The organism is Gemmatimonadota bacterium (genome assembly GCA_016719105.1).
Lineage (GTDB): Bacteria > Gemmatimonadota > Gemmatimonadetes > Gemmatimonadales > Gemmatimonadaceae > SCN-70-22.
In genome coordinates, this window is the sequence record JADKAQ010000001.1 from 208,532 (window position 1) to 224,182 (window position 15,651).

Below are 15,651 nucleotides of genomic sequence, written 5' to 3' on the forward strand. Positions count from 1 at the left end.
GTCAGTCGCAGGGTTGTCGCGCGCGCTCGGCCGCGTGCTGCGCCGCCACGACGCGTTCGGCGACGAGCGTCGGGACGCGCGCCGCGCAGGCGTCGACGCAGGTCAGGATCGCGCGGTGCACCGGATCGCCAGGCTCGGCCAGCCGATAGTGCGCGAACTTCCACAGGCGCGTCGCCGAGACGAGCCCCGCGCGTCGCAACAGGCCCAGATGCCGGGAGACGGTCGGCTGCGGGAGGGCCAGGATGTCGACCACGTCACACACGCAGAGCTCCCCAGCCGCCAGCAGGTTGAGGATGCGCAGTCGCGTGGGGTCGGCGACGCTCTTGAAGCGGGCATCGACCACGCCGAGCGCGGTGTCGCCGGTCGGCGCAGCGTTGCGCGCGGGCGAGCGCGGCGCGTCCGCCACGTTGGTCGGGCCGGTGGCAGCGCTCGCGGGTCCTGTGAGGGGGCGACGGACGCGTCGTAGGGAGATGGGAGGTGTCATATGCGGATTTGTGGATAATATTGAACTTGCCGAATATGATCCGTCAATATCTCGCGTCGGCGAAGCTCTCCAACGCTGCTCCCATGCCCCGCTCACTCCCCCTCGGACCGACCGTCGCCGCCCAGCTCCCCGAGGGCGAGCACGCGCCCCACGCGGACGATCGTGCCCCCCTGACGATCGCCGGGACCGTGCAGGTCTTCGACCCGGCGATGTGCTGCGCGACCGGGATCTGCGGCCCGGGCGTCGACCCCCTGTTGTTGCAGCTGGCGCGAGACCTTCGCTGGCTCACGGCGCACGGCGCGACGGTGGAGCGCTACGGGCTGAGCCAGGAACCGCAGGCGTTCGTCGCGAATGCGCGCGTCTCCGGGCTCATGCAGGCGTTCGGCGAGGGGGCGCTTCCGGCGGTGCTGGTCAACGGACGTGTCCTCGTGCACGGACGATATCCTGGGCGTGAGGAGCTCGTGGTCGCGCTCACCGCGGCTCCGGACGTTGCGCCGGCCACGGACGCAGGGACTGCTCGATCGGCAGACGCCGGATGCGGCTGCGCCCCGGGGTCCACGTGCTGCTGAGAGAACCCGAGATGGCCGCCGTGCCGACGACCGTTGCACCGATCGACACCGCCGGGGCGATTCCCTCGGCGCTCGCGTGGCTTCCGGTGGCCACGCGCTTCCTCTTCTTCACGGGAAAGGGGGGCGTCGGGAAGACGACGATCGCCAGCGCCTCGGCGTTGCAGCTCGCGGATGCCGGACGTCGCACGCTCATCGTCAGCACCGATCCGGCCAGCAACCTTGACGACGTGTTCGGCGTGCGCGCTGGGGGAACCCCGACGGAGGTGCCCGGCGCGCCGCTGCTCCGGGTGATGAACATCGACCCGGTGGCGGCGGCCGCGACGTATCGCGAGCGAATGGTGTCGCCCTATCGCGGCGTCCTCCCCGACTCCGCGATCCGCGGGATGGAGGAGCAATTCTCCGGTGCCTGCACGGTGGAGATCGCCGCCTTCAACGAATTCACCGCGCTCCTCGCCGACGCGCGCGTTCAGGCGGACTTCGACCACATCGTCTTCGATACCGCGCCGACCGGTCACACGCTGCGCCTGCTCTCGCTCCCCACGGCGTGGAGCGGTTTCCTGACGACGTCGAGCAGCGGCGCCTCCTGCCTCGGTCCGTTGGCGGGGCTCGAGCAGCACCGCACGCAGTATCAGGCGACCGTCGCCGCCCTCGCCGACGCCCAGCGCACCACCGTCGTGCTGGTCTCACGCGCGGAGGCGAGCGCGCTGCGCGAGGCGGCGCGGGCGGGCGGCGAGCTGGCGGCGTTAGGCATCACGCACCAGCGACTGGTGATCAACGGCGTGCATCCGCGTGCGCTCCCTCCGGACGAGCAGGCGCGCGATGGCGACCCGGTGGCGACCGCGTGGGCCGACCGGCAACGTCGGGCGCTCGGCGAGGTGCCGGTGGCGCTCGCATCGCTGCCGCGGACGCTCGTCCCCCTGGTGGCGCGGGAGATGGCCGGGTTGGAGACGCTGCGTGCGCTCGCGTCGATGCGATGGCCCGACGCGGAGTCGACCGGATCGCTCGGGAGCGAGATGTCCCCATCCCGCACTCCCACGTCGGAGCACGATGATGGCGGCGACGCTCTCCGCGACGCGCTCCGGGGCTTTGCCTCGTTCGATGACCTCGTGGATACGTTGTCGGCGACCGGGCACGGCGTCGTGATGACGATGGGGAAGGGCGGCGTGGGGAAGACGACGCTCGCCGCGCAGGTGGCGATATCGCTGGCCCGTCGTGGCCATGCGGTGCACCTGTCCACCACCGACCCGGCAGCGCATGTCGCGGACGCGGTGGGCGACGATGCGCCGCCTTCGCTCCGGTTGTCGCGCATCGATCCGGTGGCCGAGACGGCGCGCTACTCCGACGAGGTGCTGGCCGCCGCGGAGGCGTCGGCTGCAGCCGACGGTGGACTGCTGCCTGACGAGCGCGCGCTCCTGGCCGAGGACCTGCGCTCGCCCTGCACGGAAGAGATCGCCGTCTTTCGTGCCTTCGCGCGCACGGTCGCCGAGGCGGCGCACGGTTTCGTGGTGCTCGACACCGCGCCCACGGGACACACGTTGCTCCTGCTCGATGCGGCGGAGAGCTATCACCGCGAGGTTGCCCGGACGGCCGGGAGCCACGTGCCCGACGCGGTGCGCGCGCTCCTGCCGCGACTGCGCGATCCCGCGTTCACGCGGATGCTGCTGGTGACGCTGGCCGAGGGGACCCCGGTGCACGAGGCCGAGCGGCTGCAGGAGGACCTGCGCCGCGCCGGCATCGAACCGTTTGGGTGGGTGGTGAACGCCAGTGTGGCGGCCACCGGGACGCGCGATGTGCTGCTGGCGTCGCGGGCGCGCCTGGAAGGGCCGCACCTGGTGCGCGTACGGGACGTCTTGGCACGACGATCCTGGTTGCTGCCGTGGCGGGCTCACGCCTGACGGCGCATGCCCTAACGATTCGCCGCACGCGGCGTCCAATGGTGTGGAGGCGGAGGTGAACGGGGGCACCCCCAGACCGCCCGAGGCGTGAAGTTCTTCGCTCCCCACAGGGCAGGATGTATGAGGCAGACGATTCGCATGGGGCGCCGGTTCTCGCTCGTGCTGGGGACCGTGCTGGCCCTTGGTGGCTGCACGAGTGAAGGCACGACCGCCCCACCGAGCGCGGAGCTGGCGCCGGCCGTCCTCGAGGCGATGACGGATGGTTTGCAGGACGAGTATCGAGCGGCGGCGGTCTACGAGGGGGTCCTGACGCAGTTCGGTCAGGTGCTGCCGTTCCGGAACATCCTGCAGGCGGAGCAGAAGCATGCCGCATCGATCGCGGCGCTGTTCGCGGTGCGAGGCCTCGCAGTTCCGGCGAGGACCAGCGAGGGGAGCATTCCCTCGTTCGCCTCGGTCACTGACGCGTGCGCGCTCGGCGCCACGGCCGAGGTCGAGAACATCGCACTGTACGACAGGCTGCTCGCGCTGGAGCTGCCGCTGGATGTGCGGCGCGTGTTCGACGCCAACCGGCTGGCGTCCCTGAACAATCACCTGCCGGCCTTCGAGCGCTGCGGGCCGATCGCGGTCGGCGTGCGCTGACGAACGATGTACGCCACATCAGATGATCGCGTCGGGCAGCTGAATCGGTCTCCCCGTTGGTGGAGTGCGGGGAATGAATACCTGATTTCGCGGGATCTTAAGGAGGAGGATGGTATGTCGAGTCTCAGAGAGCATCCGTTGCGTGCCGCGCGCCTGATGGTCGTGCTCACGGCGGTGGGTGTCGGGCAGGCGTTGCTCGCGGCACATGCCGTGGCGCAGCCGCCTGGTGGCGGGCGTCGAAGCCCGCGATACGATGCCGCGACCGTGGTGACGGTCAGTGGCGAGGTGACGACGGTCGAACGGTTGAGCAGTCGCCCCGGGATGGCGGGGATTCACCTCACGATCAAGACCGCGAGTGGTACGGAGTCCGTCCACCTTGGCCCGGATGCCTTCGTGGATGGCAAGGGGATCGTGGTGCAGCCCGGCGACAAAGTCGAAGTCATCGGATCGCGTGTGACTTGGCAGTCGGCGCCGGTGGTGCTGACTCGCGACCTCACGAGGGGGGGGACGACGGTCGCGCTGCGCGACAGCGCCGGCTTCCCGCTCTGGGCCGGGCAGGGGCTGCGGCGGCGGTCGCCGTAGCGCAGGGTGCCGAGGGGCGAACGGCCCGCGGGCGCTGACGCCTGCGGGCCGTTGTCGATGCTCCAAGACCGACGCGCCTAACGCCTCAGCCCCGCCCCAAAACGATACAGCGGACGCGTGAGGTCGTGGGCGCGGTCGCCGCGCTGTGCCGCCACGCTCTCCATCGACGCGGGCAGCGCGAAGGGCAAGACTCCGCGCGGCGTGTCGCGCCCGGCGATGACGTCGAGCAGCGCGGCGTCACTGACCCCGAAGTTGGCAAGCAGGACCTTCGCCCGTTCCTTGAGGGGGGTGAGGATGGCCGGGCGGTCGAGGTAGACGGCGACGATCGTCGGGACCTTGGCGCTGACCTCCTTGAAGCGCTCGAAGTCGGGGTCGCCGTCCCGGAAGCCCAGGTTTCCCTCGTGCTGCATCGCCCCGAAGACCCAGCCCGGGTGCAGCGTCTCGAAGGGGGCATCGAGGCGCATGATGGCGACGTCGGCCTGCGCCGGGTCGGTGACGACGCGCCAGCCGTACGACGCGGCCAGGAGCGGGTCGATCCGGTGCAGGAAGACGCGCTTCACGGCGGCGCCTAACGGCCACGTGCGCCCCTTGTTCTCGAGGAGGACGAGGGCCCGGCGCTGGGCCTCGAGTGCCGCCGCGCGGAAGGCCTCGTTGCCCACGAGCCGCTGCGCCGCGATGGGATCGACGTACGGGTTCTCGAACAGCCCGAGGGCGAACTTCTGCGCCATGATCCGGACGACGGAGCTGTCGAGGCGCGCCTCGACGAGCCGCCCCGCGGTGACCGCCTCGGCCACCGCCGCGGCGTCTTCCGTCCCCCCGAATTGGTCGACGCCGGCGTGCACCGCCTTGGCGAACCGCTCGACGCGCGGCAGGGTCTCGACCCCCCAGGGCATGGCCACGTCGGCGAAGCTGGGACGTTCGCCAGGCGCAACGCCGTCGCGGCACTTGGCGCTGCAGTCGTTGGTGACGGCCCAGTCGGTGAGGACGATCCCGCCGAAGCGGTGGCGGGTGCGCAGGAGGTCGGTGATCAGCTGCCGGTTGAAGCCGGCGCCCACCTGCTCGAGCGGCCTGCCGTCGATGGTGGCGCCGGGGAGAATCGCGTACGTCGGCATGACGCCGGCCACGTTGGCGGCGAACGCCCCCAGGAAGGGGCGGACGTGGTATGAGAGCGCGTTGCCGCTGACGGGGGCGTAGCGGCCGTAGTAGTTGTGCCCGTCGTACCCGTCCTGCGACGCCCCGTAGCCGACCCAGTGCTTGACGACGGCGAGGACGCCGCTGGAGTCGGTGCCACGTCGCCCGTGCTGGAAGCCCTCCACGTACGCGGTCACGAGGGAGCCGGCGAGGTCGGCATCCTCACCGAAGGTCGCGTTGATGCGCGACCAGCGTGGTTCGGTCGCGAGGTCGGCCTGCGGGGAGAGCGTCATGTGGATCCCCACCGCCCGGTACTCCTGCCGCGCGATGTCGGCAAAGCGCCGCATGAGCGCCGGGTCGCGGAGCGCGGCGAAGCCTAACGGCTCAGGCCATTGCGAGAACTGCCCGCTCTGGACGCTCGCCCCCAGGACGAACTGGAAGTGATGGCGCGGGTCGGTGCTCACCGTGAACGGAATGCCCAGCCGGGTCCCCTCGGCCACTTCCTGCAGCTTGTTGTGCTGCTCGGCGAGCGACGACGGCGGGCCGCCCAGGCGAGTGATGCCGGCACTGATCCCCAGGTCGCGCATCACGACGGTGTTTTCCGCCAGGTCGTACTCGGTCCCCACCCCCACACGCCCCATCGGGCCCACGCTGCGGATCGTGCCGTGCATCATCGCCCCGGCCTTTTCGGCGAGCGTCATGCGCCCGGTCAGGTCCCGGGCCCGCGCGTCGGGGGTGAGCCGCCAGTCTTCGTAGGGATCGACGCGTCCGTTGCGATTGAGGTCGCGAAACCTCAGGCCGTCCTGCTCCAGGAGCTTGGCGACGCGCGCGCCGAGCACAGGCTGGGCGGGGGGGCGGCGTGCGCTGTTCCGCTGCGCGGCCTGCGCCCCGCCAGGCGACGCGATTGACACGAGTGCGCAGAGGGAGATGGCCGCGTGCACGTGGGCGGTACGAATCCGTCGGTGTTTCATGAAAGCGTCGATGCTGGTGGTCACGGAGTATGGCACGGTGAGGTGCCTGATGCACGCTCGTTGATCGTCGCCGTCGCCCCCGTCTTGTTGATCGGCGGTTTGGGATGTGTCGGTAGAGCAGGGGCGTGACGCGGACGACAACCGACAGTCTCTCGGAGAGTTTCCCCTTTCCCGTCGCGGCTCCGATCGCCAGTTTCCCGCCGTTCGAAGACCGCCGGTTTTGCTTCCCTTGTCCGCGTAGTGGTCGCGTATGCGTTTCGTGCGCTGCGAACAATGCGGCGCGAAGGCGCTCATCGCCGCCTCCCAGTGCCCGCGCTGCACTCATCCGCTGGCGCTCCGAGATTCTCGGGGCGAGGCGGTGGAGTTGGCGCATTGCCGTCAGTGCGACACGTTCTATCCACGGTCGCGGGGAGGGTGTCGCTGGTGCGGGACCAAGGCGTCTGCGTCGTCGGCTTCATCGGCCAAGATCGCCGGAGGCGTCGCGGTGGTGATCGCCCTTGTGGCGATCGGGGTGTGGCAGCTCCGCTCCCGACCGAGCGAGGGGGCGAGCCGGCCGGAGGAGCCGAACCCTTCGCAGGTCGCCGTCAATCCCCCGGCGCCCGCGCTCGAACCGCCCGAGACAGAGGACCTCGGCGTCGTGCCGGATGTGGCGGTGCCGGCGGACTCCGCGGCCGGAGCGGCACCCGCGCCAGATAGCGCCCGAGGTGGCGCGGCTTCGCTCCCGGCACGACCTATCGCTCCGAACACGGCGGCGATCCCCCCGGTGACGCCCCCGGCGTCGACTCCGACCCAGATTGCGGCACGTCCGGCGGCGGCGCCTGCGGTAACGCCCACCTCGGGACTCGTGCCGGCGGCGTCTGCCGCGACGCCGCCCGGGCCGGGCCAATATCCGGGACCTTGGACGCGGGCGATCGCCGAGCAGTGGGTGAATGTGCGCGGCAGCGCCTCGCGTGACGCGGCGGTGGTGGGGGTCGTGACGCCCAAGACTCGCGTGCAGCTGGGCGAACTGCGCGCCGGGTGGCGTCGCGTTCGCTCCGCGGGGATCGAAGGATGGGCGGACTCGCGCTACTTCAGCGCCGACTCGACCCGGCGCTGATCGAGCGGCGGGGTTGCGTCTCCCCTCTGGGAGGCGCAGATCTAGGGGGCGGGGGCACGGGCTCCATGGATGGCTACGGTCCCGTTCGCTGACCGACGGGAATCCCGATCGTCTATTTCGTGATGGCTGCCGCAAATGCGGTGTGCCAGGTATCATTCACGCGTACATGACAAATCCAGCAAAGCGCCGGAGCCGCCGACCGCGGCGGGGCAAACCGGACGCGCACTTACCACAGCACTCCTCCGTATCAACCAGCCGGGAAGCATACGCTGAAACCCGCCGCTGGCTGTTGGCGCAACATGGTCCAACCTGCGCCTATTGCGGAGTCGAGTCGAACCCGCGGAACATTACGCTCGATCACGTCACCCCCCGCAAAGGGCAGACGGCGTACGATCGACGCGACAACCTCGTCCTGGCCTGCAAACGCTGCAACACCGCCAAGGCCGACAAACCATTCCTGATGTACCTGCTCGCCCAGCGCGTGCGAGCGGAGAACCTGGCTCGCTACGGGCAGCACCTGAGCGACGGGATCCTCGACATCGTGCGGCCGTTGGCCGGTGACGTCGCCCCGCTCCCCCCGAAGATCGAGATGCGTCCCCGCATGGTGTACGGGGGCGACGATCACGACGACTCGCCGTACTCCGAGTCGCCGTACCGAGCGACCGCCTGACGGCTCGCTTCGCCCGATTCGCCTGACGCCTCGGCCCCCGCCGGCACCTGCCCGCGGGGGCCTCGTGTTTTCGTGCCCCTCGCGCCAACTTCGCCGCCGCCGATCAGCAGCACCGGGAGCCGGGTGCCCGCAGCAGGCACCGCCTTCCCGTCGTCCCGTGCACTCCAGCGATGCCCTGGCCCCAGCGCTACGACCCGCTCGATTCGACGGTCCTGTCGACCGCTGTCGCCGCCCTTCCACTGGTGGTGTTGCTCGGCCTGCTGGCGGCGCACCAGGTGCGGGCGCATTGGGCGGCGGTCGCCGGGCTGGCCTCCGCGGTCCTCGTCGCCATCCTGGCGCTGGGGATGCCGACCACCACGGCGCTGGCCTCGGCGGGGTACGGGGCGATGTACGGGCTCTTTCCGATCGGGTGGATCGTGGTGAACGTGATCTTCCTGTACCGCCTGACGAGTAGCTCCGGCTACTTCGGCGCGTTGCAGGGGAGCATCACGACGGTGACCCCCGACCGCCGGCTGCAACTCCTGCTGATCGCGTTCTCGTTCGGGGCCTTCTTCGAGGGGGCGGCGGGGTTCGGGACGCCGGTGGCGGTGACGGGGGCGCTCCTGATCGGGCTCGGCTTCTCGCCGTTGCAGGCCAGCGGGCTCTCGCTCATCGCCAACACGGCCCCCGTCGCATATGGGGCGCTGGGGACGCCGGTGATTGCCTTGCAGGGGGTAACGGGGCTCGACCTGCTCGACCTGAGTGCGATGATCGGTCGCCAGCTCCCGGTCTTCTCGATCATCGTGCCGTTCTGGCTCATGGCGGCGTATGTCGGCTTCCGCGCGACTCTGGCCATCTGGCCCGCCTTGCTGGTGGCGGGAGCGGCCTTTGCCTTGCCGCAGTTCCTCATCTCCAACCTGCACGGTCCGTGGTTGGTGGACGTCGGAGCGAGCGTCTGTTCGATGGGGGCGCTGGTGCTGTTCCTTCGCGTCTGGCGGCCGAGGGATGATTGGACGGGGGAAGGGCGACAGGCGACCGAGGGGCGAGCGACGCGCGCGGGGGCGCCGACATCTTCGACGTCGTCGTCTCCCGATCCAGCGCCCGCGTCGGCGGCAGCGTTGGCCAGTCCGTCGTCGCCCCGGCCCGACGTGAAGGCGGCGATATCGCCGCGGCGCGCGTGGGTCCCCTGGATCGTGCTGTCGGTGCTGGTCTTCGCGTGGGGGTTGCCGCAGGTGAAGGGGGTGCTGAACGGGATCTCGGCGCCGGCGATCCAGGTGCCCGGGTTGCACCTGCAGGTGCAACGCGTGCCACCGGTGGTGGCGGCGCCGGCGGCGGAGGGGGCGGTCTTCACCCTCAACTGGCTCTCGGCGACGGGGAGCGCGATCTGGCTGGCGGCGATGGTGGGCGGGCTGTTCATGGGATTCTCGCCGCGGGCACTGGTGCGCGAGTACTGGGCGACGCTCGCCCTCACCCGCACCTCGCTCCTGACGATCAGCGCGATGTTGTCGTTAGGCTACGTGTCGCGCTACTCGGGGATGGATGCCATCCTCGGCCTCGCCTTCGCGCGCACGGGGGCGTGGTATCCGTTCTTCGGGGCGATGCTGGGGTGGCTGGGCGTGGCCCTCACCGGGTCGGACACGTCGTCGAACGTCCTCTTCGGGAGCCTGCAGACGCTCACCGCCCAACAGGTGGGGGTCAGCCCCGTGCTCATGGCGGCCGCCAACTCGTCAGGCGGCGTGATGGGGAAGATGATCGACGCGCAGAGCATCGTCGTGGCCAGCACCGCCACACGGTTCTACGGCCAGGAAGGGAAGATCCTCCGCTTCGTCTTCTGGCATTCGCTCGCGCTGGCCGCGCTGGTCGGCGTCCTGATCCTGCTGCAAGCGTACGTTCCGCCGTTCACGCGCATGGTGGTGCCGTAGTCGAGGGCCGCGGCCCGCGCACCTTCCTCGCACCGTCACGCGCCCGCTCGTCGTCTCGACTTCTCGACACCATGCACCTCTCCAACCTCATTCACGCGGTCGACGCCCACGCCGCCGGCGAGCATGGGCGTGTCATCACCGGCGGCGTCGTGAACGTCCCCGGCGCGACGATGTTCGACAAGATGTCGTGGCTCCGGACACATGGCGACGCGTTGCGCCTGCGCATGCTGCGCGAGCCGCGTGGCTACCCGGCCGCCAACTGCAACCTCATCCTCCCGTCCAATCATCCCGAGGCCGACGCCGGCTTCGTGATCATGGAGCAAGTGGAGTATCCGGGGATGTCGGGGACCAACACGATGTGCGTGGTCACCGTGCTGCTGGAGACCGGGATGCTCCCCATGATCGAGCCGGTCACCGAACTCACGCTCGAGTCGCCGGCCGGGCTCATTCGCGTGCGTGCCGATTGCGCGGGGGGGAAGGTGACGCGCGTGACGTTCCGCAACGTCGCGGCGTTCGCCACGCATCTCGACGCGCCGGTCGAAGTGCCGCAGCTGGGGACGGTGAAGGTCGACGTCGCGTATGGCGGGATGTTCTACGTGATCGCCGACGCCACACAGTTCGGGCTGCGCCTCACGCCGGACGAAGGGGGCGACATCGTGCGCATCGGCGAAATGATCAAGGCGGCGACGCGGGAGCAGCTCCCGGTGGTGCATCCGGAGCAGCCGGGCTTCGAGGGGGTGACGATCGCCCAGCTCTCGGGGCCCCCGTTGCGCGGTGACGCCGACTGGCAGAACGCGGTGGTCGTCTCGACGGGGACGCTCGACTGGAATCGCCCGTCGACGTGGACGGGGGCGCTCGATCGCTCGCCGTGCGGCACCGGGACCTCGGCCAAGATGGCGACGCTGCACGCGCGTGGTCGGTTGGGGCTCCACCAGGACTTCCGCCACGCCGGCGTGCTGGGAACGGTCTTCACCGGGCGTCTCCTGGAGGAGGTGCAAGTCGGCGACTACACCGCCGTGGTGCCGAGCATCTCGGGTCAGGCCTGGATTACGGGGATGGCGACCTACGTGCTCGACCCGACCGACCCGTTCCCCGAGGGATACACCGTGGGCGACATCTGGTAGCGCGGGCCCGGTAGAGAGGGGCGGAAGGGGGGCGTCGGCGCGCGGGGCGAAAAGCCGCACAGTTTCGCGGGAATGCGACCGAGACTAGCTGGCAGCGCCATGAACGCAGCCGTCCTTCTCTCCGCCTGTGTCGCCGTGCTCCAGTTGGGCATCGGCATTCTGCTCCTCCCCGTCTCCAGGGCGCCGGGGTGGAGCGGGGCGCGCGTCTTTTCCGTCATCGCGTTCAGCGCGGCGGGCTACAGCGCGATGAACATCACGACGGCGTACGTCCCGCTCTCCGACGGGATACGGGCGGCGGGGGCGCGCACCAGCTTCCTGATGGCCGGCGTCTTTGTCGCGGCGTGGCTGGTGCAGGCGTACGGCGACCGGACCGGGCGCTGGCATCGTGTCCCGATCTGGGCGCGCTGGCTGGCTGGGGCGGTTGTGGCTGGCGGCGTCGTGTCGGCGGTCACCGGGTGGTCCATCGTCCCGGGCGCATTCACGGAGATCGACATCGCCTGGGCCGGGGTCCGCTACCGCTTCGCGACGCAGACGGCCCTCGGCAATGCGACCGCCTTCCTGGATCTGGCGGCGGTGCTCTGCGTGGGCGTCTCGTACATGCGCCGTCGCCGCGAGTCGCGGCGCAACTGGGAGTACCTCATCGGCTTCTCGGTCTTCATCGGGGCGTCGGCGGTCGAGGCGCTCGTCGGCGCCGGAATGCTGGACTTCTTCTTCATGGCCGACATCGGCTTCCTGGCGGTCGTGATCCCCATGGCAGCCGAGACGGTGCGACGCTTCGTCCAGGATGCGCAGCGGCTCGCGGCGACCTCCACGCAGCTGACCGAGGAGATCGAGATCCGCACGCAGGAGCGCGACGAGGCGCAGCTCGCGTGGATCGAGGCGGAGCGCCAAGCGTCGGTCGGGCGTCTGGCGGCGGGAGTGGGACACGAGATCAACAACCCGCTGGCGTATCTCCGACTCAACGTCGAGTTGATCGGCGAGTGGGGGCGCGAGCACGCGGCCCCGCCGGACCTGATGGAATCGGTGGACAGCGCGCTGGATGGCGCGGATCGCATTCGCCGCGTCGTGGACGCCCTGCGTGCGTACTCGAGGCAGGGGACGGGAAAGCTCGCCCCGGTCGCGCCTGAGGCGGTGACGCAGTCGGCGTTGCGGGTGGCCACCCACCAGCTGCGCGGCGCCGAGATCGATCTCGTCGTGGACGAGGCACCGCTCGTGATGGGCGAGGAAGCCAAGCTGGTGCAGGTGGTCGTGAACCTGCTCCTGAACGCCTCGCAGGCGATTGCCGAGGGGGCAACGGGGCGCAGGGGCGTGATCACCGTACGCGTGGGAGGTGACGACGAGGGGCAGGCGCGGATCTCGGTTGGCGACAACGGTCCCGGCATCTCGCGCGAGGACCTCCGCCGCCTGACGCAGCCGTACTTCACAACGCGGGCGAATGCCGGCGCGATGGGGCTCGGGCTCTTTCTCGCGCGCGGCGTCGTGGAGCAGCATGGCGGCTCACTCCACATCGAAAGCACGCTGGGTGCTGGGACGACGGTGCGCGTGCTCCTTCCGGCGGCGAGCGAGGCGACGGCCTCGGCGTTGGAGCCCGTGATGGGGCGCGTCGGGGCCCCACGAGCGGACGTCAGCACATCTCCGGCACGAGGGGTGGTCGTGGGGCATTAAGTTGGGGTGCGTCCGGGGGAGTTGGCGGTGGTGCCGCTCCCTCGGTGCCCCCCAGCAAACCGTCGCCCCAGCCGCATGTCGAGCCCAACGTCGTTCCCGCGCGAGCGCATCCGCATCACCCTTCTCGAAAACATCCATCCCGCGGCACGCGAGACGCTCGTGGACGCGGGATACAGCGTGGAGGTCATTCCGCGCGCGCTGGACGGCGACGAGCTGAACGCCGTGGTCGCGGCGTCGCACGTGCTGGGGGTGCGATCCCGGACGAAGCTGCGGGCGGCGCAACTCGAACACGCGAACAAGCTGCTGGCGATCGGGTGCTTCTCCGTGGGGACCGACCAGGTGGCGATCAACGAGGCCGCGCACGCCGGCGTGCCGGTGTTCAACGCGCCGCACGCATCGACGCGCAGCGTGGCCGAGCTGACCATCGGGAACATCATCGCGCTGGCCCGTCGCATCGGTGACAAGAACAACAAGCTGCATCGCGGGGAGTGGGACAAGAGCCTGAGCGGGGCCCACGAGGTGCGCGGGCGCTCGTTGGGAATCGTCGGGTATGGGCACATCGGGCAGCAGGTCGGGCTCCTGGCCGAGGCCTTCGGGATGCGTGTGGTCTTCCACGACATCCAGAAGAAGCTCCCGCTGGGCCTCTGTCGCCCCGTGAACACGCTGGACGCCCTGCTCGAGCAGTCGGATTTCCTCTCGTTGCACGTGCCGGACACGCCGCGTACGCGCGGCATGATCGGCGCGGCTCAGCTCGACCGGCTAAAGCCCGGGAGCTACGTGATCAACCTGTCGCGCGGGAGCGTGGTCGACGTGGAGTCGCTGCGTGCCGCGCTGAGGAGCGGGCACCTCGCGGGGGCGGCGCTCGACGTCTTTCCGACCGAGCCGGCGCCGACGAACGCCGACTTCGACGTCGGCTTCGATGCGCTCCCGAACGTGATCCTCACGCCGCACGTGGGTGGCAACACCGAGGAGGCGCAACGCGACATCGGCATCGAGGTGGCCAATTCGTTCATCGGCTTCATCGATCGCGGGTCGACAGAAGGGGCGGTGAACTTCCCGCACGTGAACCTCCCGGCGATCCCCGAGACGCATCGCATCCTCAACATCCACCGCAACGTTCCCGGCGCGCTGGCCGAGGTGAACCGGATCGTCTCCGAGGTCGGGGCCAACATCGAGGCGCAGCAGCTCGCGACGACGCGCGACATCGGCTACCTCGTGATGGACGTGAACCGGGAGCTGTCGGACGAGGTCAACGCACGGATCGCCCAGCTGCCGATGAGCGTGCGGACACGCATCCTGTACTGAGCGTGTCGCATCGCCCCGGTCTGCTCTCGGCCACGGACGAAGTCGGCGCGGTCGACACCGCGCCCGACTGTGTACGCCTTGCGCCTGACGACGGCGCCATCGCCGACTACCTCCACGACGAGTCGAAGCTCGCCTCGCACGGCGCCGGCTCATTGGCGGTGCCTCAGACGCTGTCGGAGTTGCGACAGGTGCTGCGCTGGCACGCTCAGGCGCATCACGCGGTCGCGGTTTCGGGGGCGCGCACCGGGGTGGCGGGGGGGGCGGTGCCCGATCCCGGGGCACATGTGGTCTCGCTCGACGCGCTGCGTGGCGTGATCGCGGTGCATGCCGACCGCGAGCCACCGACCGCGGAGGTCCTGGCTGGCACGTCGTTGCGCGAGTTGAACGAGTACCTGGCGGTCCACCACCCCGGCCTCGTATTCCCCGTCGACCCAACCGAGAGCTCCGCGTCGATCGGCGGGATGGTGGCGACCAACGCCGGCGGGGCGCGCACCTACCGGTTCGGCGCCATGCGCGACTGGGTGACGCGGCTGACGGTCGAGCTGCCGAGCGGTCGCACGCTCGACGTGTCCCGCGACGATCATGCAGGCCCCGACGGTGCGCTCACGTTGGTCGATGGCGACGACTCGCGGGTCCTGACGATCCCGCCGATTCTCAAGCCGGCGACGAAGAACGCCGCCGGCTACGGCTTCACCGCCGAGCGGGCGCCCCTCGACCTCTGGATCGGGGCCGAAGGGACGCTGGGCGTCGTGTCGGAGGTCGAGCTTCGCCTTCAGCGCCAGCACGAAGAGCGACTGGGTTACCTCCAGTTCTTTGCCGACGCGGAGACGGCATTCGCCTTCGTCACCCGACTTCGCGCCGATCGGTCGCTCAAGACGACGGCGATCGAGTTCCTCGACGCGCGGTCGCACGCCCTGGCGAAGGAGAGCGGCAAACCGGCGGTCGACCGGGTTCTGCAGTTCGCCAGCGAGTCGTCGTGTTCGGTCTTCGCGGAGATCGGGTACGAGACCGAGGAAGAGCTCGCGGAAATAGCAGATCGGCTATCACTGTACGTCGCCGACGTGCACGGTGACTCAGAAAGGGCGCTGGCTGGGGCAAACGAGGGGGAACTCAAGGACATTCGCGCTTTCAGGCACGCGGTTCCTGAGCGCATAAATGCTATCATCGCGCAGCGGCGGGAGCACCACCCCGGGTTGCACAAGATCGCCACCGACATGGCGGTCCCCGACGAGTCGCTCGGCTGGGTCTTCGACCGATACCAGGAAGTGCTGGGCGCGGCGGGGCTCGACTTTGCCGTTTTCGGGCACGTGGGAAACAACCACTTCCACGTCAACATCCTCCCGCGCGACGAGGAGGAGCTGGCCCGGGCCAAGACGTGTTACGCCGTCCTCGCCCGCGAGATCGTCGCGCGTGGCGGCTGTGTGGCCGCCGAGCACGGGATCGGACGGATCAAGAAGTCCTTTCTCTCCGTGCAGTACCCCCCCGAGGTGATGGCGTCGATGCGTGGCGTGAAGCGCTGGGTCGACCCCGAGTGGCGCCTGAACCCGGGAATCCTGATCGACCCGTCCTAGCGGCAGAGCGGTTGCGGTCCTGCGCCGGGACGGCGTTGCGCGCCCCGG

13 protein-coding genes are annotated in these 15,651 nt (G+C 70.0%); 11 read left to right on the plus strand and 2 right to left on the minus strand.

Annotated elements, in window-relative coordinates; all coding sequences use genetic code 11:
- Window position 1: 1 nt before the first annotated feature.
- Complete coding sequence (locus IPN47_00910) at window positions 2–484, minus strand: winged helix-turn-helix transcriptional regulator (GenBank protein MBK9406608.1); 483 nt, start codon at window positions 482–484, stop codon at window positions 2–4.
- Window positions 485–567: 83 nt separating this feature from the next.
- On the opposite strand from IPN47_00910, the gene arsD reads away from it, so the two are divergent.
- From arsD to IPN47_00930, 4 genes are all read left to right on the plus strand, one after another.
- Window positions 568–1,053 carry an arsenite efflux transporter metallochaperone ArsD gene (arsD, locus tag IPN47_00915; GenBank protein ID MBK9406609.1) on the plus strand — a complete coding sequence of 162 codons (486 nt, stop codon included), beginning with the start codon at window positions 568–570 and terminating at the stop codon, window positions 1,051–1,053.
- Window positions 1,054–1,064: 11 nt separating this feature from the next.
- Window positions 1,065–2,948 (plus strand): arsenical pump-driving ATPase, encoded by a 1,884-nt coding sequence (gene arsA, locus IPN47_00920; GenBank protein ID MBK9406610.1) that lies wholly within the window; start codon window positions 1,065–1,067, stop codon window positions 2,946–2,948.
- A gap of 120 nt (window positions 2,949–3,068) precedes the next feature.
- Window positions 3,069–3,587 (plus strand): DUF2202 domain-containing protein, encoded by a 519-nt coding sequence (locus IPN47_00925; protein MBK9406611.1) that lies wholly within the window; start codon window positions 3,069–3,071, stop codon window positions 3,585–3,587.
- Between the two features lie 114 nt (window positions 3,588–3,701).
- Window positions 3,702–4,169, plus strand: a complete 468-nt coding sequence (locus IPN47_00930) for a DNA-binding protein (GenBank protein MBK9406612.1) — start codon at window positions 3,702–3,704, stop codon at window positions 4,167–4,169.
- Between the two features lie 77 nt (window positions 4,170–4,246).
- On the opposite strand, the gene IPN47_00935 is transcribed toward IPN47_00930, so the two are convergent.
- Window positions 4,247–6,271: a glycoside hydrolase family 3 protein gene (locus tag IPN47_00935; protein MBK9406613.1), complete on the minus strand. Its 2,025-nt coding sequence runs from the start codon at window positions 6,269–6,271 to the stop codon at window positions 4,247–4,249.
- Window positions 6,272–7,196: 925 nt separating this feature from the next.
- Between IPN47_00935 and IPN47_00940 the strand changes: the two genes are divergently transcribed.
- From IPN47_00940 to IPN47_00970, 7 genes are all read left to right on the plus strand, one after another.
- A complete protein-coding gene (locus IPN47_00940; protein ID MBK9406614.1) occupies window positions 7,197–7,367 on the plus strand; it encodes an SH3 domain-containing protein in 171 nt (56 codons plus the stop codon).
- Window positions 7,368–7,533: 166 nt separating this feature from the next.
- On the plus strand, window positions 7,534–8,037 hold the full coding sequence (locus IPN47_00945) for an HNH endonuclease (protein MBK9406615.1): 504 nt from the start codon (window positions 7,534–7,536) through the stop codon (window positions 8,035–8,037).
- 170 nt (window positions 8,038–8,207) lie between these two features.
- Entirely contained in the window at window positions 8,208–9,938 is a 1,731-nt protein-coding gene (locus IPN47_00950; protein MBK9406616.1) for an L-lactate permease, read from the plus strand.
- A 71-nt stretch (window positions 9,939–10,009) separates the two neighbouring features.
- Entirely contained in the window at window positions 10,010–11,062 is a 1,053-nt protein-coding gene (locus IPN47_00955) for a proline racemase family protein (protein ID MBK9406617.1), read from the plus strand.
- A gap of 99 nt (window positions 11,063–11,161) precedes the next feature.
- A complete protein-coding gene (locus IPN47_00960; GenBank protein ID MBK9406618.1) occupies window positions 11,162–12,727 on the plus strand; it encodes a HAMP domain-containing histidine kinase in 1,566 nt (521 codons plus the stop codon).
- A 75-nt stretch (window positions 12,728–12,802) separates the two neighbouring features.
- Window positions 12,803–14,032 (plus strand): phosphoglycerate dehydrogenase, encoded by a 1,230-nt coding sequence (gene serA / locus IPN47_00965; protein ID MBK9406619.1) that lies wholly within the window; start codon window positions 12,803–12,805, stop codon window positions 14,030–14,032.
- Window positions 14,033–14,034: 2 nt separating this feature from the next.
- Window positions 14,035–15,603, plus strand: a complete 1,569-nt coding sequence (locus IPN47_00970; protein ID MBK9406620.1) for an FAD-binding oxidoreductase — start codon at window positions 14,035–14,037, stop codon at window positions 15,601–15,603.
- Window positions 15,604–15,651 lie beyond the last annotated feature (48 nt).